This is a genomic window from Crassaminicella indica, from assembly GCF_019203185.1.
Lineage (GTDB): Bacteria > Bacillota > Clostridia > Peptostreptococcales > Thermotaleaceae > Crassaminicella > Crassaminicella indica.
Map to the genome: position 1 here is coordinate 839,324 of NZ_CP078093.1, position 25,066 is coordinate 864,389.

Here is a 25,066-nt window from a genome sequence, read left to right on the forward strand (position 1 = left end):
TATTTTTAATATTGATAAAATCCTTTCCCTGTCTTTCTACCTAAAAGATTTCCCTTCACCATCTTTTTCAACAATGGATGAGGTCTATATTTTGGATCTCCAAATTCTTTGTAAAGCACTTCCATGATCGCTAAATTCACATCATTTCCTATTAAATCAGCTAAAGCTAAAGGACCTATAGGGTGATTTGCACCCAATTTCATAGCTTTATCAATATCTTCAGCACTTGCAATACCTTCTGCTAAAATACCAATAGCTTCATTAATCATAGGAATTAAAATTCTATTTACTACAAACCCTGGGGCCTCTTCTACTTCTACAGGGATTTTATCTATTTTTTTAGTCATTTCTAAAACATTATTTTTAGTTTCTTCAGATGTAGCAACTCCCTTTATAACTTCTACAAGCTTCATAACAGGAACTGGATTAAAAAAATGCATTCCTATAACCTTATCAGGTCTATTAGTTGCAGTAGCTATTTCTGTTATGGAAAGTGATGATGTATTAGTAGCTAAAATAGTTTCTTTTTTACAAACTTTATCCAGCTCTGCAAATATTTCTTTCTTTTTTTCAATACATTCTACTGCTGCTTCTACTACTAGATCTACATCTACTATATCCATCCCCGTAGTAGTTGTTATTCTTCCTAATATCTCATTTTTCTCTTTCTCAGTAGTTTTTCCATTTTTAATACACTTTTCTAAATTTTTTGTGATCATCTCAAGTCCTCTTTCTAAAGAACTTTCTTGAATATCTTTCATGATCACTTGGTATCCTGCTTGCGCAAAAGCTTGTACGATTCCTGATCCCATTGTTCCAGCACCAATTACACAAATCTTTTCCATAAAGAACCTCCCAAATTTTATTTTATAAATTGCTTTTATAATTTTTTCAGTATCATAAAATCTACTACGCAAATCTTATACCAAGTTTTTATTTTATTCATAAAAGTTTTAATCCGTTGCTTTCATTTGAACTACTTATATTCATTTACTCATTTACTTTTATACCTTTATCTACAAGTGCTGTTTTGTAAATTAAGTAAACACTATAATGAGATTTTACTGCATCCTACACATACTTCATATGTGTAAATTAAGTTTACATATTTCTTTTGATTTACACTCGTTTCAAAAAATTATTTTTATGTAAATCTGTCATATTCTTTTCGCAAATACAATACACATTATTATATGTAAAGCTTAGCTTTCTTTTTTCATAAAAATTCAAATAAAAAAAGGGGGGGTTTTGATGGGAACTAAAAAAAAATTAGCAGATATTTTAGCAGCAAAAGGGTTACCCATCAATTTCCAAGCTGGTGGGAGCGCACCAGAAAAAATGATCGATAGAGAAGTAAAAAAAGAACCTACTGAACGCGCAAAAAAATTAAGAGACATTTATTACGACACATTATCTTCTGCCAATACTGAATTTCCTTATTGGTACACCCGTAAATGGAATGAATTAGAAGGTGAAGTTACAGTTGTCAGACGTGCAGAAGCATTGAAATGTGCTTTTTCTCATCTAACTCCTGTTATATTCCCTGGTGAAAAGCTTGTTATGCAAAAAGCAAGCTATTATAGAGGTTCCTTCCCAATGCCATGGTTATCAGAGGGATTTTTTGTAGCAAAAGAGGACGAACTTTACAAAGAAGCATTAGAAAGAGGAAGTGCTAGTGCAGGAGAATTAAGCAAATTTGGTACAGGCGGTGGAAATGTTACAGAAAGCTTTGGCAATGTAGTTTCTATAGCTGGTAAATTTGGAATGCGCAAAGAAGAAATCCCTGTATTAGTAAAGTTGGCTAAAGAATGGGTTGGACGAAGCGTAGATGATTTGGGTCATAAATATGAACAGATGGTTCCAGAATATCAAATGAAAGAAAACATAATGAGATCTCTTATTTGTATGTTTGACTCTGGATTTACTTTACCACAAGGACGTGAAATCATTAACTATTACTATCCTCTACAGTACGGCTTTGATGCCCTTATTGAAATGGCTGAGGATTGTAAGAAAAAGGTTGCAGGACGAGCAGGTGGTGATGGTCTTATTGGTATGGACCGTTTGTATTTCTATGAAGCTGTAAAAATAGTTTTAGAAGGTGTGCAAGCTTGGATTCTAAATTATGCAAAAGAAGCAAAAAGACTATCATCAGCAACTGTAGATCCTGTTCAGAAAAAAGAGTATGAGGAAATATCATCTTGTTTAGAATGGATTTCTCACAAACAACCTCGCAGCTTTAGAGAAGCCCTTCAGCTTACTTATATTGTACACATCGCTTGCTTAAATGAAGATGCTATTTCTGGATTATCTCCTGGAAGACTCGGACAAATTCTTTATCCGTGGTTTGAACAAGATATAGATGCTGGTCGTATTACAGAAAAAGAAGTTCTTGAGCTTTTAGAGCTTCACAGAATTAAAATGACTTGTATTGACTGTTTTGCATCTACTGGAGTTGTAGGTGGCGTTCTTTCTGGAAATACTTTTAATAACTTAAGCATCGGTGGTTTGACAAGAGATGGTAAATCTGCTACAAACCCTCTTGAAATGCTTATTGTAGAAGCAGGGATTACTTGTGCAACTCCACAGCCGACTTTGTCAGTTCTTTATGATGAAAAATTGCCAGAAGAATTCTTATTAAAATGTATTGAATGTGATAAAACAGGTACAGGATATCCAGCTTGGATGAATAATAGAGGCGGTATTGAATTTTTATTACAGCAATACGGTTCTGAAGGAATGACCGTAGAAGAGGCTCGCTCCTTTGCTATTGGAGGATGTCTTGAAACTTCTCCTGCCTGTTGGAAAACATTGACTCTTAATGGAAAAACTTATGAGATTCCAGGTGGCGCAGGTCAACCAACTAGTGTAGGTGTACACTTTATCGCAAATCCAAAGATACTTGAGTTAGTTATCACAAATGGTAAGGATCATAGAACAGGACTTCAAGTATATCCTCCTCATAATAAAAAGCTCGAAAGCTATGAGGAGTTATGGGAATGCTTTAAAGATTACTATGAGATGACTGTTGACTGCTTAACAACAACTAACAATATTCAACACGATATCTGGAGAAAACATAATATGTCCATATTTAGTTCTATGTTAAAGCCAGATTGTTTAGATAAAGGCCATCATATAGGTCATTTAGGATATCGTTACAACGCAACCTTTAATGTTGAAAGCTGTGGTACTATCAATATGGTAAACTCATTAGCAGCTATTAAAAAATTAGTCTATGACGATAAAAAGTATACGATTGATGATATGCGTGAAGCTATGCTTCACAACTTTGGTTTTAAAGCTGCTGATGAAATCGGAAGCTATTCTTTAGCAGATCAGGAAAAAGCACAAATAAACGACCCATATGACGATCTTTATGGAGATTGCTTGACATCTCCAAAATATGGTAATGACGACCCATATGTAGATAATATCTTAAAAGAATATGAAGAATGGTTCTGCAAAATGTGTAGAAATCATGAATCCCTTTATGGTAAGCCATTATATGCTTGTCAGATTTCAGTTTCAACTCACGGGGCACAAGGTCGCGCAACACTTGCTTCCGCTGATGGTCGTTTATCTGGTACAACTTATGCAGATGGTTCTATGTCTGCTTATCCAGGAACAGACAAACACGGTCCTTATGCATTATTTCAATCTGCTACTGTTTGGGACCATACTCAATCTCAAAACTCTCAGATGAACTTAAAGATTCATCCAAGTGCTATTAGGGGCATAGAAGGTTCTAAAAAGCTATTAGATTTAACTAGAGCTTATATGAGAAAAGGTGGATTCCATATTCAATACAATATAGTTGACTCTAAAGTCCTTAAAGCTGCTCAAGAAAAACCTGAAAACTATAGAGATTTGATGGTTAGGGTTGCAGGCTTTACACAGTATTGGTGTGAAATCGGCAAACCAATCCAAGATGAAGTAATTGCAAGAACTGAATATGAAGGGGTGTAAATAATGAGTGAAAAGAACTTAAAACATCATGATTGCTTAAATTTCGCACCAATTGACGTTGCGAAGGGCATTTGTAGAATAACTAATAAAATTATTTTTACAGATACAAATACATGTCCAAAATTTATTGCTTTAAAAAAATGTAAAAATTGTGCCCACTTTACAAATCCTAATAGTAAAAATATCGGCACTTGTTTAGGACTAGAAAAAGAATCATGGACGTATGGTGAGCTTTGCGCTGTAACTTGTGAAGGTTATAAAGAAAAATAGTTTGCATTAGCAAAAGAAGAGCGCCATTAAAATTTAGCGCTCTTCTTATTTATAAAATGAGGAGGCTTAAAAAATGGATGAAAGAAAAGCAAAACATTTAGGTCATATGGTTGTTATCGCTTCATGGCTTGCTGTTTTTTGTCTTTTTGGTTATAGGTCTACCTTCTCTGTCCTTTTAGGTCCTATGTCTAAAGGTTTAGGATGGAGTGTTTCCCAACTGTCATTAGGATATTCTCTAATGATGACTGTTTATGCCATCACCGCTTTTTTCAGTGGAATGATCATCGATAAATGGGGTACAAAACCAGCTTATGCCATTGGCTCTGTTTGTGCAGCCCTCGGTTTTTATATCACTAGCAATGCACAAACCTATCTGTCATATTTGATTCCATATGTAATTTTTGCTGGTGTTGGCACAGGTATGCTTTGGGTTTCTTCAACTGTTTCTGTACGGAAATGGTATGTGGGAAAATCATATGCTACAATGTGGGGTTTTGCCTTTATGGGTGCTCCTGTTGCACAGGTTGTTTTAAGCTTGGGTGTAAAAAAAGTACTTTTAACTATGGATTGGCGTCTAGCCATGAAGGGGTTGGCTGTTGTTGTTTTTGTTGCTCTTGTTATAGCAGCTTTGATTGCAAAGAAAAATCCACAAGATTATGGTCTTAAACCATTTGGGCTTGTAAACAATAACAATTCTCCTAAAAAGGATGATTATGTTTGGGGTCTTAAAGAAGCTTTTAGCAAACCTGCCATTTGGGGTGCTATTTTAGCTTTCTTAACTAGCATGGTAGCTGAATTTTTGATTTGGACACAAGTAGTCATGTATTGGACCCGCGATATCAAATTATCCTTAGATACAGCTACAAACCTATACGTTATTATTGGTATTGCTGGAATATTCACCATGCCTCTTATGGGAAAAGTAGCAGACCATATTGTTTCAAAATCTACTTCAGAAGCAAAGGGAAGAAAAACCATGCTCATTTTTGCTCCTATCATGGGTGTGATTGCTTGTATACTTTTACTCAGCACAAAAGCGTCTATGGTATTTAGCGCTATCTCCTGTCTTTTGTTTGCAGTTTATTGGGCTATTGAACCAGGTGGTGTTGCTGGATATGCAGGTTCTATTTACGGAGGAAAAACTTTAGGAAAGATTTGGGGAGCAGCTACATTAATAGTTATGGGAATCGGCCCTGCTGTAGGAAGCTTCATGGGTGGATACTTATTTGACATATCAGGAAATTACCAAAACTCTATCATTTTTGCAACATGTTCCTTTGCTATTTCTGCAGTTGTAGCTTTCTTCTTGCCTTTGTCTGCAGAACACAAATGATCCAAAAAGGAGTTTAGAGAAATGAAAGAAAAAAAAGGATTACTATTTGATATTCAAAGCTATTCTGTTCATGATGGCCCCGGTTGTAGAACTATATGTTTTTTTAGTGGATGTCCACTTCAATGCGAATGGTGCGCTAACCCTGAAGGCTGGACATATAAAGAAAAACTCATGTTTGCACAAAGCAAATGTAAGCATTCTAAAGGCTGTACCCGTTGCATTACCGCATGTCCACATGGAGCTATCCAATTTGATAATGGAAAAATATTTATTGACAGGAATTTTTGTAGTAGCTGCAAAACCTTTGACTGTACAAAAGTATGCTACCATGAAGCTTTAAAGGTTTGTGGCAAGTGGTATACACCAGCTGAACTTATGAAAATCCTTGCTCGTGATCGTCAATATTGGGGTAAAAATGGTGGTGTTACCTTCAGTGGTGGAGAACCCTTTATGCAAAAAGATTTTCTATTGGAAATGCTTAAGCTATGCAAAGAAAAATATATTCATAAAGCCATAGAAACTACTGCTTATACAAATTCTCACGATTTTCTTCAAATAATGGATTATATTGATTTTGCTTTTATCGATATAAAGCATATGGATAGAGAAAAACACAAGGAAAAAACAGGTGTTTATAATGATTTGATTTTAAAAAATATCGAACAGTTAGCTCATTCATCTTGGAAAGGTAGATTAGTTTTAAGAATGCCTGTTATTAGAAGCTTTAATGATACAGATGAAAATATCCATAAGCTAATTAAGTTCATGAAAAGACTTGAACTATTCGAAATCAATATCCTTCCTTTCCATAGGCTTGGTGATTCAAAATGGAATCAGTTAGGAAAGGTTTATCCTTATAAGGATGAAGCACCTACCCCTGCTGAAAAGTTAAATGCCATTCAAGATCTTTTTCTAAATAATGATATTGCTTGTTATATTGCTCATGATACTAGCTTTTAATTAATATAAAAAGAGTCCAACAATGAATAACCCTTATTGGACTCTTTTTATATACTAAAAAATCATAATCACTAAAACCATAGCTAAAACAATAGCTATCATAAACAAGCTATACATTAAGCTATTAACATTCTTACAGATTGCTCCTAGCACATCAGACAAGCTGTGAAATTCAAATGTAATATCTTCTATGAAATGCTTTATATCTATAGCATCTTTATTTCCCGGTTTTCTATATCTTTCTCTCCTGATCTGAATACCGCTTAAAGCCTTTATTCCAGCTTTTCCTAAATATGCCATATCCACTACAATCCTATCTAAAAAGTGAAAAATAGCAGATGTGATCATAAATATTATCTTAAGCATCGGATGGTACAAATCCCTCTCCAGATTAAACCAATTCAAGGAAGGATTGATATAAAAGCTTTCATTTCCATCGTGCTTTCTAAGATACATTTGAACAAACCCTAAATAGATGAATACCCCTATTAATATTGTAATTATTGAAGATTGTACATTTTCATAAGTATAAAGATTAAATTTTATATGTTCATCAATATTAAAAGTCTTTACAGCACTTTCTATTAATGGCAATAAAATATTTGGCTTTAATCCTACAAGAATGACAACAATACCTAAAACAGCCATAGGGAATATCGCTCTTTTTCTAATATGTTCCTTATATTGTCCCCTATATTTTTCATTCTTTTCCATAAATACAGCTATAAAGATTTTAAGAAGATATGCTACTGTAAAACCACTACTTATAGTAAATATGACCTCCCCTAATGTCCACCACATACTATGATACATATTATGAGCTTCTGCCATAGCATGATGCAAAAGAGTTTTGCTTATAAATCCATTGAAGCCTGGCATTCCAATAATCGCTAAAAGCCCAACGAAAAATACGCACTTCAATAAGCTTTTATGTCTTCCAAAGCCTCTTATTACATTAATACTCAGTTCATGCAAAATCATATAAATAATCCCTGCTCCCATGAATAACAGCACTTTGAATATCGCATGATTCAATATATGATAAAATGTTCCATATATAGCTACTGTTTCATGTTTCTTTAACATTCCTACAAGACCTATACCAACCATTATATATCCAGCCTGACTCATGCTGCTATATGCAAGAATCCTTTTGATATTCCTTTGAAATAATGCTAAAAAGCCTCCCATAAACATATTAACAAACCCAAGCACTAATATAGCAGTAGAAATAAATAAATCTCCTTCCATCATTGTCCACACCGTTATTATCATACCAAAAATTCCTGTCTTTATGAGTATCCCTGAAAGCACAGCACTTGCAGGAGTAGGTGCTGCTGGATGAGCCTTTGGAAGCCATACATGAAAAGGAAACATACTAGCCTTTGTACCAAAGCCTATGATTATTAAAGCACTTATCAAATATTTTATATTTCCTATATCTCTCACATTTTCAGCTAATTCACTTACGTTTAAAGTAGCAGTATAATCATACAGTAAAAACAGTCCCATAAGTAGTATCATACCTGCAGCAATAGCCATTCCTAAATAGGATTTTCCTGCATCGTGAGCATATTCATCTTCATCATGAATAATCAATGCATATGAAGTAAAAGACATGATTTCAAAAAATGTAAATAGATTTAAAATATTTTCAGATAAAAATATTCCTACTGTACTGGCTAAAGTAAGCATAAAGAAAGCATAATATCTATTTCTATTTTTATATCTTATTAAATATTGAGTAGAATACATAGTAGTTAAAAACCATACAAAAGTAGTAATCAATACAAAAATATATCTAAAAGCGTCTAATTTCAAATACAACCCAATACCCATAATATCTGGTATAAAAAGGATAATCGGCTCCTTAAGAACTCTTTGATAAAGAAGGATTACAAGCAAAAATTCTACCCCTGTCATCAATACATTAAAAGCATCTCTATATCCTTCATTTTTTCTGCCTAGTATCCATCCAATCAGCGCACTGATTCCTGGAAGAAGTAGTATAATCAGCAATGCTGTTTTATCAATCAATAAAATTCACCCTCTTCATATATATTTAAAAAACTAGCAGTACTAGCATTACTGCAAGAATTGCTGCAACAATAAATATAGAATACATTAAACTGTTCATGTTTTTAGAAACATTCCCTTTTAAATGCATACCACCAAGTTGACTGATGCTACCTCCTATATAATGAACAAAATTCACTACACCCCTATCTATAACATGAAAAACTGCTGATGTAGCTGTAAAAGTACCTTGCAATATTGGCACATATACATTTCTTTCAAGATTAAACCAGTTAAGCGATGGATTCACATAGCTTCCATCCTCTTTTCTTAAATATCCTCGAACCAATGTCATATAAATACATATTCCGATAAATATAGTAACCACTGAGCTTTTTATATTATCAAATGTATAAAAATTAGCTTCTAAAGCTTCTGTTATACCAAAGCTTCCTACAGCTTTGTCTATTAAAAAAAGAATACTTTTTGGCTGTATCCCTATATACAAAACAGCTATACTTAAAATAACCATAGGCATTAATGCTCTTTTTTTAATATGTGCTCTAAACTGTCCTCTATATGCTTCATTTTTTTCCATAAATACAGTAATGAAAATTTTTAGCATATAAGCAACTGTAAAACTACTGCTTGCAGTAAATATAACTTCTGCTAAATTCATCCAAGCATTATTGTATAAATGATGTGCTTCATATATTGCTTCATGCAAAAGCGTTTTACTTATAAATCCATTAAATCCAGGCATTCCTATAATTGCACAAAGCCCTATTAAAAAAACGCCCTTTAATATATTTTTATGCTTTCCAAAGCCTCTAATATTATTAATACTTAATTCATGCAAAATCATGTAAATGATTCCTGTTCCCATGAACAGCAAAACCTTAAATATAGCATGGTTGATGATATGATAAAGCATACCATAAAGAGCTACCCCTTTGTGTTCTTTTAATATACCACAAAGACCTATCCCTACTAGGATATATCCTGCCTGACTCATTCCACTATATGCTAATATTCTTTTGATATTTCTTTGAAATATTGCTAACAGACCACCTAAAAACATATTAGCAAGTCCTAAGCCTAATATCACACTCGAAACTATAAAATCTCCCTGCATCAGGTTTTCTGTTGTAATGATCATACCAAACAAACCAGTTTTAAGAAGAACTCCTGAAAGTACAGCACTTGCCGGAGTAGGTGCTGCTGGATAAACCTTTGGCACCCATACATGAAGAGGTACAATACTAGCTTTTACACCAAATCCTACAATTATTAGAAAGCTTATGAGATATTTCATATTTCCCAATTGCTGTACCGCTTTTCCTAATTGGCTTATATTTAATACTCCTGTATACTCATACAATAAAAACAATCCCATTAACAGTACCATTCCACCAGCAATAGCCATTCCAATATATATTTTTCCCGCACCTAAAGCATACTCATCTTGGTCATGAATTATTAAAGCATAAGAAGTAAAAGACATAATCTCAAAGAATGTAAATAAGTTTAATATATTTTCAGATAAAAAGATCCCTACCGTACTAGCTAGCGTTAGCATAAAAAATGCATAGTATCTATTTCTGTTTTTATATTTTATTAAATATTGAGTAGAATAAATAGTAGTTAAAAACCATATAAACGCACTAATAAATACAAATATATATCTAAAAGCATCAAGCTTTAAATACATCCCTGTACCCATAATATCTGGTATAAAAAGTTCAATAGGCCCTCTCATCACCTCTTTATAAAGAAGCATTACTGCTAATAATTCTATTCCTGTTGCAATCACATTAAATATATCTCTATTTCGTTCGCTCTTTTTTCCGATTATATAGCCAACAGGTGCAGCAATGCTTGGAAGTAGCAATATACCTACTAAAGTCATTTTATAAATCAAGGATTTCTCACCCCTTTCATAAAAGTAGTATTTTATACAATATTCTCAACAATACCTTGTATATAATGCAAAATTAAATTTGGAAATAATCCTAAGAAAACAACAATCCCTGTTAATAAAACAATAGGTATAAGCATTCTAGGGGGAGGATCCAATTTTTTTATATCCTTCTTTTCTTCTGCATGGAAAAATGCTGTAACAACAATAGGCAGTAAATATGCAGCTGTAAGCAAAGCACTCACTAATAGAATGATCGGAAAAATTATCTTATTTTCAGACAATCCACCTAAAGCTAAATACCACTTGCTTACAAAGGCATTAGTTGGTGGAATACCTATAAGAGAAATAGATGCAATTCCAAAGCACCACATAGTTACTGGCATTTGTTTTCCGATTCCTTTAATCTCATCAATATTTTTCTTGTGTGTCATAAAATAAATAGCTCCTACACAGAAAAACAAGGTGATTTTTATAACCGCATGATTGACAAGGTGAAGAAGCCCCCCGATGAGCGCATCTTCATTTAAAAGAATAATCCCAAGTACAATATACCCTAATTGGCTTACTGTTGAATAAGCAAGTCTTTTCTTTAAATTTTCTTGATGAAGTGCTAAAAGAGAACCCAATAGAATTGTTAAAAAAACCAATATCCCTATATAAGTGTTTCCATGAATTGTTCTTATCACATCTGCACCAAAGACAAAATAACAAATCCGAACCAATACAAATATTCCAGATTTTACAACTGCCACAGCATGAAGAAGTGAGCTTACAGGAGTAGGAGCAACCATTGCAGCTGGAAGCCATGAATGGAAAGGTACAATAGCTGCTTTTACCCCAAATCCAATAAACATTACCATAAATATAGTCAACATCAATTTAGGATTATCTATGGTTATAGCTCCTAATACGCCCCCCTCAACAAAGTTCAGATTATTGCTGATGCTAAAAAGTAAAATCATTCCTAAAAGAGCAAGTGTTGCTCCTCCAAAGGAGTAAATCAAATATTTTCTACCGCTATACAAAGCCTCTTTGCTTCCTGCATGAATAACTAATGGAAATGTAGCAAGCGTTAGCAATTCATAAAAAATATATAGAGTAAACAAATTTCCTGAAAAAGCTATCCCTAAGGTAACACCTAGAGTGAGTATGAAAAAGATAAAAAATCTTTCTTGTTTTCCTTCATGATCCATATATACAGAAGAATAGAACGTTGTAAAAATCCATAGAATAGATGCAAGTAAAGAGAATAATACTCCTAGTTTATCTACTTTAAAATAAATATCTATTAATGGATTAATCTTTAATATATGGATTTGTCCTCCACCCATGTAAAGAACCCCAATTAAAACCAATAAATTCAAGCTCACTACTGAAATCGCATAAATATTTCTGGTCTTTTCTCCTTTAAACAATACCTTCGTCCCTATTATGGCGAATAAAAATGGAAGCATAATCGGAGCTATTATCAATAAATTCATTTCTTTCCCTCCTACACAAGTCCTAAAGCAATCACATCTATGATTTTATGAGAAATCGCTCCAACAACAATCATTCCTATCATTAAAAGTGCTATAGGCATCAAAGCTTTCACATCTTTTTCATTAGATTTATAAAGCTTATCTTTTATATTTTCTTCTCCAAAATAGCCGTTTACCACAATCGGAAAATAATATGCTGCATTCAATAAGCTACTTAGTAATATAGCTGCAATATACATATATTTTGTAGCATCAATACTTGCAAGGGATAAATACCATTTGCTGATAAACCCAGGAAGTATCGGTATTCCAACCATTGATAAAGCTCCTATTGTAAATAATCCTAGAGTATAGGGCATTTCCTTCCCTACGCCCTTTAATTCACTCAGCTTTTTATTTCCCGTTTTTTCAATCATTCTTCCTGCTGTTAAAAATAATAAGGATTTTGTTACAGCATGACCAATGATATGAAATATTGCCATTATAAGCCCAAGCTTATTCCCAAGACCTATTCCAAAGAATATATACCCCATCTGTGCAACACTTGAATAAGCAATAACTCTTTTGATTTCCTTCTGTCGCAAAGCAAAAACCGAACCCATAATCATCCCCATAGTTCCTAATATCAAAATCAAGTTGAGAATCGAAAATTCATAAATCATTTCATCCCCAAACACTCTATACAATATTTTTATAAGGAGCAAAACAGGTGATTTTAATACGAGTGCTGAAAGAATAGCACTTGAAGAAGCTGGAGCACTTGAATGAGCATCTGGAAGCCATATATGCATTGGAAACATAGCACTTTTTATACCTATTCCTACTGTAAAAAGTCCTGCAGCAATATGCAGTGTATTTTGGTAGCTTTCATATCCCTTCATCAATTCTTTGTGTATATAAGTCATATTCAAATTTCCTGTAATATCATACAAAAACGCAATACCCATCAAAACAAGACCCGAACCCAGACAGCTTAAGATTAAATATTTTATAGCAGCAGCAATATTTTCTTTTTTGTCCTTCACAACAATTATTCCACAAGAAGCTAATGTTGTTACTTCAATAAAAACAAAACAATTAAATAAATCATTTGAAAATACCATTCCTAATAAAGACCCTACTAGAATATTAATTAGCAGATAATAAAAACCAACTTTATTAGGCTTTATTTCTTTTTCAATACTATACAGAGCATACCATAAAATAAGTGTTGCAACGCCTGTGAATAAAATAGCCATTATGCTCTCTACCGTTCCGATTTGAAATTCTATTCCCCACGGTGCATCAAAATGGCCTACCTTATAAAAAAAGCTTCCATTTTCTTTTACAAATAAAAATGTAGCTATCCCTAAAAGGAAAGATACACCCATTGTCAATAAACTCACAAGCTTTACCAAAGCATTCTTCTTAATCAGCGGCATTGTAAAGGCACTGATAAAAAGAATCAATATGATCAGTAGTGGAAAATTATTTTCATAAACCATACTAATCCCCCCTCATTTCCATAATTTTGTCCAATTCGATAGTTCCGTATTTTTCATAAAGCTTTACTGTCAATGCAAGTGCAAAAGCAGTAACACTTACAGCTACAACAATTCCAGTAAGCATAAGGGCTGTAGGGATAGGATTAATATATCCTGCTATGCCTTTATGAACTCCAGTAACAATAGGCGCTTCTCTTCCCTGTATGCTTCCTTTTGCAATAAAAAACAAGAAAACAGCTGTATCCATAATATTCATGCCAATAATTTTTTTTATTAAATTATTATGGAGCAATAATGTTACAAAGCCTACTCCAAATAAAATCATAGAAGCCGTTTCAAAATAATTTGTTAATAATTTTTCCATATCATATTTCTCCTTCATAAAACAAACTGAAAAAAAAGTATACAGTTACAGATACAATCATTCCAACTGCTATGTTTAAAGGAAGCAAATACCCCCCACTTAAAATATTTCCAGGTTTTCCAAGAGGCAGCTGAGGAAGATGTAGAGAACTTCCTCCTGTGATAAAGCTATATCCTTTTAAAATTCCATAAAATATCAAAGCACTGCACATAAGCTTCATAAGTCTTTTATAACTAAACTTCTTTCTTGCAGAATTCTTTCCGAACACAATCCTGTATAAAATAAAGCTTGTGCCAATAATAGTTCCACCAGCAAATCCTCCTCCCGGAGAAAGATGACCGTGGCATATCACATACAATCCAAAAATCTGAATAAATGGAATAATAAGCTTGCTGATTTCTTTTAATATTGTATTATGCATATAAAGCACTCACTTTCTATATTTACTCTTCTTTTTTTAAAACCATTAAAACAACTATCGCTCCTGTAAACAATACAGTAGCTTCTGCAAAGGTATCAAAGGCTCTATAATCAAGTATAATCGCTGTTACAATATTTAATGCACCCGTATCCTCTACACCATCTCTTATATATTTTTCCATTACATAATTATTTGCTGGATTGTGAGGTTTACCAAATTCAGGGAGTTCCTGAACCCCTATCAAAAGAATCCCTATAATGACCATTGTTAAAAATACTGCAGTTATTTTCTTCATTTACCCACACCTCTTATTTTCTTCAGTGTAAGAACAAACAATAATGTAGTAATCCCAGCACCCACTGCAGCTTCCGTTATTGCTAAATCTGGTGCATTTAACTGTTGCCAAAGAATAGCCATCACAAGACTATATACAGCAAAAATAATAATTGCTCCTAATAGGTCCTTAATAACAGATACAGAAATCGCTGCAAATATTAAAAACAAGAGCATAACAACACTAAAACCTTCCATTTTCCTCACTCCATTGTCTTTTTATTCTTTTCTTGCATAAAGACCGCTTTTGATATTAAATGGGTAGCTGTTGGATTTGTAATCCAAAGAAACGCAATTACTAACAGTAGCTTTAAGCTTGTAAAATTGAAGCCACTGTAAAGCATCAGTCCAATTAGACAGAGTACAGCTCCTAAGGTATCGCATTTTGCTGCACTATGAGCTCTTGTAAACAAATCAGGAAGTCTCAAAATCCCTATAGTTCCAACTGCAAAGAAGAATAACCCCCCTAGGATAAAAACTGTCATTAAAACCATTTTCATCAATCTTTCCCCGCCTTCTCTATAAAATTCGCGATCACAATAGAGGCTACAAAGCTTATAAGTGCATAAACCAATACTACATCAATAAAATAGCTTTCCTTTAAAATGAATGAAACAATAGAAATCAATACTATAGTCTTTGTACCGATTACATTAATTGCAATAAGCCGATCTGCAGCACTTGGTCCAATTACAGCTCTAAGCATACATAATATGATAGTGAAGGATAAGAAAAGGCATGAAAATATAAATAATTTTTGCATCATATTCCTACTCCTCTATTTTTAAAAGTATTTTCTCAAATTTTGAATCTAAAACGTCCTCTATATACTCTTTCTTAAGACAATGCACTACTAATTCATTCCCTTCCATAAACACCGTAAGAGTTCCTGGTGTAAGAGTAATTGAATTTGCAAGAATAGTTCTATAAAAGTCGCTTTTTAACTTAGAATGGAATCTCACTATTTTTGGTGATATGTTCATTTTAGGACTGAGTACAATCTTTGCTACTTGAAAATTTGCTACAATAATTTCTTTAATCAATATCAATAAATAAGTCATATAACAATATACTTTTTTTAGAAATTGAAAGTTTTTTCCTTCATCCGAAACAATCAATTCTTTGTTCAATACATAGACACCTATACATATTACTACTCCTATAAATAATCTTTCTATATTTATTGTCTCTGCTAGTATGAACCAAAAGACTATGAAAAAAAACAATCGGATTATTTTATTCATAATATCCTCCATTTTATAATTTATTTATTGATATTTAGTATACGCAATATTTATGCCAATACTTCTAATATAAACATTAAAATCTAGTAAAACCTTCATTTTACTTATACCCAACTATTGTTCTTTTCAAGAAATAAAAATAGGATTGAGAAAAAAATCCTTCAATCCTATAAACCGTGTTCTATTTTGATACATTTTTCTTATTTGTCTTTTTTATAATAGTTTCAATTTGATACACGTGTTTTATTTTGATACATATTTTAAGTCGTATTTCTCTATTTTCCTATATAATGTACTTCTTCCGATTCCCAAAATCTTCGAAGCAAGTGCTAAATTTCCATCTACTTCTTGTATAGTTTTTACAATAGCCATTTTTTCAATTTCTTCTAAAGACATAAGCTGCTCTGTAAATCCAAATCCTTTTGGAAGATTACTCGATTTCATATTATTAGGTAAATGCTTATAAGTAAGGATTTCTCCATCATCTACTATATTTACAACTAATTGGATCACATTTTGCAACTCTCTAACATTTCCCGGCCAATGATAATTCATCATGCCTCTATAAAAGCTTTCATGAACCCCTTTTATATTTTTTTCCATTCGACTGCTGAATTTTTCTATAAAATAATCAATAAATATTTTTATATCCTCTTTTCTCTCCCTTAACGAAGGAGTTTTTATAGGCATTACATTCAATCTATAAAAGAGATCCTCTCTAAAATTACCAAGCTCAACCTCTTTTTTCAAATCCTTATGGGTTGCAGCAATCACCCTTACATCAATAGGAATTACATTATGCCCACCAATCCTTACTATTTGTCTTGTTTCTAACACTCTAAGCAAATTTGTTTGAGTATCTAAAGGCATATCCCCTATTTCATCTAAAAATATCGTCCCTCCATCTGCAAGTTCAAACTTCCCTGGATGTCCACCTCTTTTAGCACCAGTAAAAGCTCCTTCTACATATCCAAAAAGCTCACTTCCTACAAGTTCTCTAGGAATAGCTCCACAGTTTAAAAATACAAATGGCTTCTTTCTTCTTTGACTTTCATTATGAATAGCTTGAGCAAAAAGTTCTTTTCCTGTCCCACTCTCTCCTAATAATAATATAGTTGTATCCGTTCCTGCAGCTAAAGTAGCTAATCTTATTGCTTCTTTTATTTTTTTACTATTTCCTAATATATCATTAAATCTAAATCTTGCTTCTGCACCAACGATTTTATTGACCAAGCTGTGTACAGTTTTTGATTCTTTAAAGGTAAATACAACTCCTTCTACTTCATTCGTTCCCCGATCTAATATAGGTGTTACGGTTACTATACAAGAAATATCTTTTCCTTTTTTAGTTTTAAAATAAATTTCTTCTTCTTCATATTTTTTTCCATTATTTATCCTTCTCATTATTCTGTCATAATTTTTTTGATCTAAAATAGCATGGATATTTTCTCCTAATATATCTTCTTCTTTAAGTCCTAAAAACCTTCGTGCAAATAAATTAATATCCATTATAATTCCTTTATTGTCCGTACAAATTAACCCTTCTGAAATAGATTCCATAATAGCATAAAAATGCTTATTTGCTCTATCAAGCTTTTTGTTGGTTTTCTCCAGCTTCATTTTCTTTCCTATTGCTTGAGCTGCTGCAACCACCATTCCTAATGTATGAGGATGAACATTCTCTTTAGGTCCTGTAGCACTAAGAACCCCTATAATTTCTTCTTTTTCACCCCTTATAGGACAAGCTGATGACGCCCAATTATGATACTGCTTGCAATAATGCTCTGCCCCTATAACTTGAATCGGTTGTCCAATCTCAAGAGCAGTACCTATTGCATTAGTACCGATAACAGCTTCTTGAACATTGCAGCCTTTATAAATATTAAGCTTTCCATATTTTTTTATAAGCTCATAATCCCCTATACACTCTATAACATACCCATCCTTGTCTGTAAGTCTTACAATAAAGCCTGTATTTTCAACTATTTGACGAAGACTGTGCATAAAAGGCATTGCTGTTTTTATTAAAAATATACTTTTTCTATACTTTTTTTCAAAAGCTTCATCTGATAATTCATTTTTGATTTCTTCATCCATTGGATCTACACCATGTAATTTACTACGCATCCAAGAATAAGCAATCACATCTCTTATTAAGTCTTTTTCTATTATTCCTTTTGAAATAAATAGCTTCCATGCTTTTACAAAACCTTCATTTTTGCTTAGTAGCTTTTTTCCAAGCAAATAAATTCCTCCTATAATCAGTATTTTTTATTTATTATATCATTCATATAAAGTTTATAACTCCTTTATAGAAAAAAAGCTATATTGCTCGAAAAATCACTTTCTATTTTGAGACATCGTTTTTAAAAATCTTCTAATTTACTTTTATATTCTCTACCTAAATAATCTTTAACGACAATTTGTATTTTAACATTATCTACCATCTCTTCAAATCCAACATCTTTAAATAGCTCATCTAATTCAAATATATTGCTATATTCCCATTTATCTATCTCACCATGTAAACATTCTTTTTCTGCCACATCTGTAATATCAACGCTTTTTATTAATTTTTCTTTATAATATATATTTGCTTTTGCAGATTTTATTTTAAGTTTTTCTAAGCCTCTATAGAAATTTTGAATTCTTGCAAAAACCTCTACTTGAGAATTACTCATAGTTGGAAAATAGACCTCAAAATCTATTCTGTTCATTAATTTATTATATAAATCTATATCCTCAAGTTTTCCTGTTTTTTTACTATTTTTATTTTCTGCAACTACCTGAAATTCATAATTTTTATCGTAAGAAAGCTTTGCTTTTGCTTTGTAATTTAATCCTCCTATATGAATAGCTTCTATCTTACTCCATTTCTCTATTTCTCCATTATTTTCTTCTCCATATAAAACATATACTTTTTCATTTTTCCCTAAATCTCTAAAGGTCCAATTAAATGTAACTTTGGCTTGGTCAAATTTATCGTCTATGTTAACAATGTCATAATCTTTATCAATAATCCACACATGCTCTCTTCTAATATCATAAAGGGTCATTTTAATATCTCGGTCAATACTACTAAATCTTCCGTCTAAATGATTCACAGATGATTTCACTTTTTCTATAGAGTTTTGCATTTCTTGTAGCTTATAGCCCATTCTAATATTTAAAGCAAGCAATATAGCAATCACTATGCTTATTGCCACTTCTTTTTTCCTCATTTTTTGTCCTCCTTTAAATATATATAATACAATCACAACTTTTATATACCTTCATATTCATTCTAACACAAAAGGAAAAATATAGAATTGTTTAAGCTTGAAAATTTACAGGAATAAATACCTACATATAAATCATTCCATACTCCTATAAACTCTTATAGCTTTTAGGGTAAAATGATAATAATAGAACTAATCTTAAATTAGAAATGGGGGGAATGCCATGACTGCTAAATTGAAAACTGTTAAACTGCCAGTAAATCAATTAGCTGAAAATATGGTTATTGGGGTAGACATTATAGATCATGAAGGAAGAAAGCTTATCAGAAAAGGCTATAAAATAAAATCACCTGATAGAATAAAGGATTTATTAAAAAAACATAATATTGAAAATATTGGTATCCATTTATGTGAAATCGAGTACCTAAAGAATAAAGAAGAGCTTCCTATTCCTGATGCTAAAGATATGTCTTTGATAAATACGTTAGAAGAAGAAATCGTTTATTTCAAGGAAAGCTTACCTACTATTAAAGCAAGTATCTCTACTTACTTTCAGCATATATTAGATGGTAAAGAAATAAATCCTACTACTTTGAAAGAATATACAAAGGAAAATCTTAAGATTTTTAATTTGAGAACAAATATATTCCAGCTTATTGAAATCATGAGAAAAATGGATCATACTGTTTATACGCACTGCTATAACGTAGCTTTAACAAGCTATACAATAGGGAAATGGATGCAGCTTTGTGAAAAGGATTTAGAAGAATTGTTTTTAGCAGCAATGCTTACAGATATAGGAAAGCTTCAAATACCAAAAGAAATATTATATAAAAAAGATTCTTTAACTCATGAAGAAAAAATAGAAATTCAAAAGCATACAATCTACAGTTATAATCTTATAAAGCCTTATTCATGTATTAGCTATAAAATAAAGCAAGCCGTACTCACCCATCACGAAAGAATGAATAATACAGGATATCCTTTAAGATTAAAAGCATCAGATATCCCTTTGTATAGTAGGATTATCGCTGTAGCTGATATCTATAATACTTTGATATCAGAGGGCATTGGAATCTTTACAGTATTTGATGTGCTAAAAAATATGGAAACAGATTATAAAAAGCTATTAGATCTAAACATACTATATACTTTCTTAAAATATATAGGGCAATGCTTTATAGGGCAAAAGGTAAAATTAAACAACAATCAGCTTGGAGAAGTAATTTTTATCAATAATAAACATATGAACAAACCTATTATAAGACTAATGTCTAGCAATAAAATAATTGATACGAATAAATATAGCCACAATTGGAAAATAAAAGAATTTATTATATAGATATGATGGATGTATTGATAAAACTAAATCTCTAATGGATTATAAAAAAGTAGCATAGATAAAAAACACAAATATCTATTTTACACTGTCCGTATGTCTTTTTTAGATCTACCAACTTTTACAACTTATTTCAAACCTCCTGCTTTTCTTATTCCATCACAATCTGTGTTTTAAGAGCAATTCTCCTGTATAATCTATTATTTTCAAAGCAATCTATCAAGCAAAGGAGGAATTTCATAATCTCATTACGAATTTTACATAAAAAATAGTATTGGTACCTTTGTTAATATATAAAAAATCTATTTGTAAAGGAGAATGCTCAAATGAAAGTAAAGGTTTATACATTAAATGCATTTGGAAAGTCAAATAATGGAGGAAATCCTGCTGGCGTTGTATTAAATGCAAATACTTTATCAACTGAAGTTATGCAAAGGATTGCAAAAGAGGTTGGGTTTTCAGAAACTGCATTTGTACAAAAATCAGATGTTGCAGACTTTAAAGTAAGATTTTTCACTCCTAGTGAAGAGATTGATTTATGTGGACATGCTACCATTGCCTGCTTTTATGTATTAGCAAATAAAAGCATCAGCAACCCTGGAAAATACAAACAAGAAACAAAGGCTGGTGTATTAGATTTAGAAGTAAAAATAGATGGTACGATTTTAATGAATCAAGCTCTTCCTGAATTTCTTGATATTATTGATCAAAAAGAAATTGCAGCTTCTTTAAATATTTCAGAGGATAAAATTGCATCTGACTTGCCTATTCAAATCGTATCTACTGGATTAAAGGATATTTTAATCCCTATCAAAAATTTAGATACTTTACTTACAATGACACCAGATTTCGATAAGATTGCAGAAATAAGTAAAAAATATAACGTAATAGGATATCATGCCTTCACATTAGAAACAAAGTTTGACAGTACTGCTCATTGTAGAAATTTTGCCCCTTTATATGCTATTCCTGAAGAATCAGCAACAGGTACCTCTAACGGGGCTTTAAGCTGTTACTTATTTAAATATGGAAAAGTTACAGCCAAAAATAAAAATAATTTAATTTTCGAGCAAGGATATTCAATTAATCAGCCTTCTGAAATAAGAGCTAGTCTATCAACAAATGATAAAAATATCATAGAGATAAAAGTTGGGGGAAATGCTTCTGCCCTTAAAGAAAAAATGCTTGAAGTATAAAAATAATATTGTAAGAGTCTATCGGGAAATAAAAATCAGCCCTTCAACAAAGAAAAAATTTCCCGATAGCCTATTTATTAACTCATGAAATTAAAATATGCCAAAATCAGAGCGCCTAAAATAATTCTATAGTATCCAAACACCTTGAAGTCTTTTCTTCTTATGTATCTCATGAAGAAAGCAATTACTGCTAATGCTACAACAAAAGAAACAACTACTCCGATAAATAAAAGCATCCACTGATCAGAAGTAATATGTATTCCTTTTTTCATCAAAGAATAAGCAGTAGCCCCTGCCATAGTTGGAATAGCTAGAAAAAACGAAAACTCCGCAGCTACCTGTCTATTCGCTCCTAAAAGCATAGCTCCAATAATAGTTGCAGCAGATCTAGATGTTCCAGGAACCATAGCAAGACATTGAATCAGTCCTATTACAAATGCTGTTTTGAAGGTCATTTCCTGAATAGAATTTATTCTAGAAAATTTTCTTCTTTTTTCTAATAAAATAATAACAATTCCTCCAATAAAAAGAGTAGTTGCTACTACAGTAGGATTAAATAACCTATCTAAATAATCTCCTATTAAAAGACCTAAAACAACTGCAGGAATAAAAGCAACAATAACCTTCATCCAAAGCTTAATCGTATCTCTTTTCTGTCTTATTGTCTTTCTTTTAGAAAAAGGATTTAATTTATTAAAGTATAAACAAACAACTGATAAAATAGCACCAAACTGTATAATTACATCAAAAGCATTGGCAAATTCACCTTTAAATTCAATCCAATGATTTACCAAAATAAGATGTCCAGTACTGCTGATCGGCAAAAATTCTGTAATTCCCTCTACAATAGAAAGTATAATAACCTTTATAATATCACTCACAGATATAATCCTCCTCTCAAAATTGACCTGATATTAGTATAGTTGTATTTGTTAAGAAAAGCAAGTTAAGTATAAATATAAAAACCTGTCGCTTTATTTAGCTAACAGGTTTCTATAAAAAGATAGCTTTCTTATTGAGGCAATAATATAAACCGAATGACAAATAATATAGCAAGTACATACATAATAGGATGAACTTCTTTATACTTTCCTACACTGATTTTCATAATTGGATAAAAGATAATTCCTGCAGCAATACCATTTGCAATACTATAGCTAAAAGGCATCATAGCAATAGTAAAAAATGCTGGTACAGCTTCTGTAAAATCTTCAAAATTCACTTCCTTTATAGATTCAAGCATTAAAACCCCTACAATAATTAAAGCTGGTGCAGTTGCTTGTGCAGGTACAACTCCAACAACACCCCCAAAGAATAAAGAAAGAATAAATAAAATACCTACAACCAGCGTAGTTAGTCCTGTTCTTCCTCCTTCTGCAATACCTGCAGTTGATTCAACATACGTAGCAGTAGTTGCTCCACCAAGCATAGAACTAAAGGTCGTTGCAATAGCATCTGCTAAAAGTGCCTTTTTCATTCCTCTAATCCTTCCGTCCTTTTTAATCATATTAGCTCTTTGAGCTGTTCCTACTAATGTACCAATAGTATCAAATAAATCTACTAAGCTAAATGTTAAAACAACCATTATAACACTTGTAAGAGCTCCTATTATCCCTTTCCCACCATGAGATAATAATCCACTAAAATCCATAGCCATCAATGTAGGTGCTACAGATGGAGGAATACTGATAAGCTTTAATCCATGAATATCTGTAATTCCCATTGGAATACCAATTATAGTAGTTAGCAAAATTGATATTAGCATAGCTCCCTTTATGCCTCTTGCTATAAGAATTGCCATAATCACAATTCCTATTAATGTCAGTACTACATTTTTATCTGTAAAATCACCAAAGCTTACAAGCGTTCCAGGGTTAGCGATCACAATTCCTCCACTTTTTAAACCAATAAGCGCAATGAACAATCCAATCCCTGCAGTGATTGCCACCTTTATATTTTGTGGCAGACAGTTAACAATCTTTTCTCTTATTGAAGTTATCGTAATTAAAATAAATAAAATCCCAGAAATCATTACAGCAGCTAATCCTTGTTGCCAAGTATATCCTAATGTCAAGCAAACACTATATGAAAAAAATGCAGTAAGTCCTATTCCAGGTGCTACAGCAAATGGGAGATTTGCGTATAATGCCATTACCAAAGTACCAATTGCTGCTATAATACAAGTTCCTGTAAAAGCTGAAGCCACAACAGGATCATTCAAAGTCGACAAAGCTAAAGCTGCATCTCCTTTAAGCCCTGCTGCGTTCATACCAGAAGCCTTCAATATATTTGGAATTACCAAAAGGGCATATGCCATTGTAATAAATGTAGTAAATCCTGCTAATACTTCTGTTTTAAAATCTGTTCCATTCTCTGACAATTTGAAAAATGATTCCATAATTTTCCCTCCTCAAAAAAAATCTGCCATCAGACTATGTGTAAATCTGATGACAGAATTTGACTATTTCTGTCTATAGATATGTACCTTTTAGGCATGACTTATTTACAAAAGAAATAATCTTCTGTAGATAAGGTACTTTTCTCAAATTTATTGAGGAGTAACCTATATGCATTTTAAAATACATATCTATCGATTTACCATAGTTAGAAATTTACGGTTTCTAGTAGATACTTCTGAACCCTATTATCAGAATTATATGGCTTTCTTTTCCTTATTTATTTTTATGTATATTAACATTCTAATCTGCAAAAGTCAACAAAAATCAACATTTAAAAATAATTTTAAATTTAGTTAATATTCGTATTTTTATCCAAAAATCCCCTCTATATACTGCTGGGTTCTTAAATTCTTAGGATTTTCAAACAATTCTTTAGTTTTTCCATATTCTACAATTTCTCCATTGAATATGAAAGCTGTTGAGTCAGCAATTCTCTTTGCCTGCGAAAGATTGTGCGTAACTATGACAATCGTATATTTATCAGAAAGCTTTATGAGCATTTCTTCAATATTTGCAGTGTTTTTTATATCTAAAGCTGAACATGGTTCATCTAATAATAATATTTCAGGTTCGACAGTCAATGCTCTAGCTATACAAAGGCGTTGCTGCTGACCTCCTGAAAGCTTTGTTGCTTTCATATTTAAATCATCTTTTACCTCTTCATAAAGACCAGCAAGCCTCAATTTTTCTTCTATAATACCCTTTAATTGTTCTTTATCCTTTATTCCATAGTAAACAGGAGCATAAATCATATTTTTATATATAGATAATGGAAAGGGAGTAGGATTTTGAAAAACCATTCCTATTTTTTCACGTACCTGTTCCTTGTCCATCTCCCTTATATTTTTTCCTTTTAATAATATTTCTCCAAAAATTCGAGAATTTATTTCTTCCTCTATCATACGATTTAAGCTTTTAATAAAAGTAGACTTTCCACATCCAGAAGGACCAATAATCGCTGTAATCTTTTTTTCTTCAATTTTTATATTTATATTATCTAAAATCTTTTTATTATCAAAGGATACAGTCAAATTCTTTGTCTCAAGTATAACACCCAT

General features: G+C 32.0%; 23 protein-coding genes and 1 riboswitch. Of the genes, 6 read left to right on the plus strand and 17 right to left on the minus strand.

Going from position 1 to position 25,066, the window contains the following annotated elements:
- Positions 1-5: 5 nt before the first annotated feature.
- Complete coding sequence (locus KVH43_RS04025) at positions 6-845, minus strand: 3-hydroxybutyryl-CoA dehydrogenase (protein WP_218283588.1); 840 nt, start codon at positions 843-845, stop codon at positions 6-8.
- 406 nt (positions 846-1,251) lie between these two features.
- On the opposite strand from KVH43_RS04025, the gene hpdB reads away from it, so the two are divergent.
- The 4 genes from hpdB to hpdA all read left to right on the plus strand — a co-directional run bounded on the left by hpdB (position 1,252) and on the right by hpdA (position 6,532).
- Positions 1,252-3,969, plus strand: coding sequence for a 4-hydroxyphenylacetate decarboxylase large subunit (hpdB, locus tag KVH43_RS04030; protein ID WP_218283589.1), 2,718 nt, complete (start codon positions 1,252-1,254; stop codon positions 3,967-3,969).
- A 3-nt stretch (positions 3,970-3,972) separates the two neighbouring features.
- Positions 3,973-4,239: a 4-hydroxyphenylacetate decarboxylase small subunit gene (gene hpdC / locus KVH43_RS04035; RefSeq protein WP_218283590.1), complete on the plus strand. Its 267-nt coding sequence runs from the start codon at positions 3,973-3,975 to the stop codon at positions 4,237-4,239.
- Between the two features lie 73 nt (positions 4,240-4,312).
- Entirely contained in the window at positions 4,313-5,572 is a 1,260-nt protein-coding gene (locus KVH43_RS04040; protein WP_218283591.1) for an MFS transporter, read from the plus strand.
- 21 nt (positions 5,573-5,593) lie between these two features.
- On the plus strand, positions 5,594-6,532 hold the full coding sequence (gene hpdA, locus KVH43_RS04045) for a 4-hydroxyphenylacetate decarboxylase activase (RefSeq protein WP_218283592.1): 939 nt from the start codon (positions 5,594-5,596) through the stop codon (positions 6,530-6,532).
- Positions 6,533-6,586: 54 nt separating this feature from the next.
- Here hpdA and KVH43_RS04050 read toward each other — a convergent pair whose 3' ends face one another.
- The 13 genes from KVH43_RS04050 to KVH43_RS04110 all read right to left on the minus strand — a co-directional run bounded on the left by KVH43_RS04050 (position 6,587) and on the right by KVH43_RS04110 (position 19,017).
- Entirely contained in the window at positions 6,587-8,569 is a 1,983-nt protein-coding gene (locus KVH43_RS04050; protein ID WP_218283593.1) for a complex I subunit 5 family protein, read from the minus strand.
- A 25-nt stretch (positions 8,570-8,594) separates the two neighbouring features.
- On the minus strand, positions 8,595-10,469 hold the full coding sequence (locus tag KVH43_RS04055; protein WP_218283594.1) for a complex I subunit 5 family protein: 1,875 nt from the start codon (positions 10,467-10,469) through the stop codon (positions 8,595-8,597).
- Between the two features lie 32 nt (positions 10,470-10,501).
- Positions 10,502-11,950 carry a complex I subunit 5 family protein gene (locus KVH43_RS04060; RefSeq protein ID WP_218283595.1) on the minus strand — a complete coding sequence of 483 codons (1,449 nt, stop codon included), beginning with the start codon at positions 11,948-11,950 and terminating at the stop codon, positions 10,502-10,504.
- An 11-nt stretch (positions 11,951-11,961) separates the two neighbouring features.
- Positions 11,962-13,434, minus strand: a complete 1,473-nt coding sequence (locus KVH43_RS04065; protein ID WP_218283596.1) for a complex I subunit 5 family protein — start codon at positions 13,432-13,434, stop codon at positions 11,962-11,964.
- Position 13,435: 1 nt separating this feature from the next.
- Positions 13,436-13,798, minus strand: a complete 363-nt coding sequence (locus tag KVH43_RS04070; RefSeq protein WP_218283597.1) for a sodium:proton antiporter — start codon at positions 13,796-13,798, stop codon at positions 13,436-13,438.
- A gap of 1 nt (position 13,799) precedes the next feature.
- Positions 13,800-14,219 carry an MnhB domain-containing protein gene (locus KVH43_RS04075; RefSeq protein ID WP_218283598.1) on the minus strand — a complete coding sequence of 140 codons (420 nt, stop codon included), beginning with the start codon at positions 14,217-14,219 and terminating at the stop codon, positions 13,800-13,802.
- 22 nt (positions 14,220-14,241) lie between these two features.
- Positions 14,242-14,514: a hydrogen gas-evolving membrane-bound hydrogenase subunit E gene (gene mbhE, locus KVH43_RS04080; RefSeq protein ID WP_218283599.1), complete on the minus strand. Its 273-nt coding sequence runs from the start codon at positions 14,512-14,514 to the stop codon at positions 14,242-14,244.
- Entirely contained in the window at positions 14,511-14,750 is a 240-nt protein-coding gene (locus KVH43_RS04085; protein WP_218283600.1) for a hydrogenase subunit MbhD domain-containing protein, read from the minus strand. Before KVH43_RS04085 ends, mbhE begins: the two co-directional genes overlap by 4 nt.
- Before the next feature lie 5 nt (positions 14,751-14,755).
- Positions 14,756-15,052 carry a monovalent cation/H(+) antiporter subunit G gene (gene mnhG / locus KVH43_RS04090; RefSeq protein WP_255547838.1) on the minus strand — a complete coding sequence of 99 codons (297 nt, stop codon included), beginning with the start codon at positions 15,050-15,052 and terminating at the stop codon, positions 14,756-14,758.
- Positions 15,052-15,318, minus strand: coding sequence for an MrpF/PhaF family protein (locus KVH43_RS04095; RefSeq protein ID WP_218283601.1), 267 nt, complete (start codon positions 15,316-15,318; stop codon positions 15,052-15,054). Before KVH43_RS04095 ends, mnhG begins: the two co-directional genes overlap by 1 nt.
- Before the next feature lie 4 nt (positions 15,319-15,322).
- Positions 15,323-15,796 (minus strand): Na+/H+ antiporter subunit E, encoded by a 474-nt coding sequence (locus tag KVH43_RS04100; protein WP_218283602.1) that lies wholly within the window; start codon positions 15,794-15,796, stop codon positions 15,323-15,325.
- Positions 15,797-16,039: 243 nt separating this feature from the next.
- Positions 16,040-18,040, minus strand: coding sequence for a sigma-54-dependent Fis family transcriptional regulator (locus KVH43_RS04105; RefSeq protein WP_218283603.1), 2,001 nt, complete (start codon positions 18,038-18,040; stop codon positions 16,040-16,042).
- Positions 18,041-18,162: 122 nt separating this feature from the next.
- Positions 18,163-19,017: a hypothetical protein gene (locus KVH43_RS04110; protein ID WP_218283604.1), complete on the minus strand. Its 855-nt coding sequence runs from the start codon at positions 19,015-19,017 to the stop codon at positions 18,163-18,165.
- A 220-nt stretch (positions 19,018-19,237) separates the two neighbouring features.
- Here KVH43_RS04110 and KVH43_RS04115 point away from each other — a divergent pair, with 220 nt between their 5' ends.
- Positions 19,238-20,356: an HD-GYP domain-containing protein gene (locus tag KVH43_RS04115; protein WP_218283605.1), complete on the plus strand. Its 1,119-nt coding sequence runs from the start codon at positions 19,238-19,240 to the stop codon at positions 20,354-20,356.
- 323 nt (positions 20,357-20,679) lie between these two features.
- Positions 20,680-21,549: a PhzF family phenazine biosynthesis protein gene (locus KVH43_RS04120; RefSeq protein WP_218283606.1), complete on the plus strand. Its 870-nt coding sequence runs from the start codon at positions 20,680-20,682 to the stop codon at positions 21,547-21,549.
- A 77-nt stretch (positions 21,550-21,626) separates the two neighbouring features.
- On the opposite strand, the gene KVH43_RS04125 is transcribed toward KVH43_RS04120, so the two are convergent.
- From KVH43_RS04125 to pstB, 3 genes are all read right to left on the minus strand, one after another.
- On the minus strand, positions 21,627-22,436 hold the full coding sequence (locus KVH43_RS04125; RefSeq protein ID WP_420829650.1) for an undecaprenyl-diphosphate phosphatase: 810 nt from the start codon (positions 22,434-22,436) through the stop codon (positions 21,627-21,629).
- A gap of 125 nt (positions 22,437-22,561) precedes the next feature.
- Positions 22,562-23,947, minus strand: a complete 1,386-nt coding sequence (locus KVH43_RS04130; RefSeq protein ID WP_218283608.1) for an NCS2 family permease — start codon at positions 23,945-23,947, stop codon at positions 22,562-22,564.
- Between the two features lie 183 nt (positions 23,948-24,130).
- A riboswitch (purine riboswitch) is annotated at positions 24,131-24,230 on the minus strand.
- 86 nt (positions 24,231-24,316) lie between these two features.
- Complete coding sequence (pstB, locus tag KVH43_RS04135) at positions 24,317-25,066, minus strand: phosphate ABC transporter ATP-binding protein PstB (protein ID WP_218283609.1); 750 nt, start codon at positions 25,064-25,066, stop codon at positions 24,317-24,319.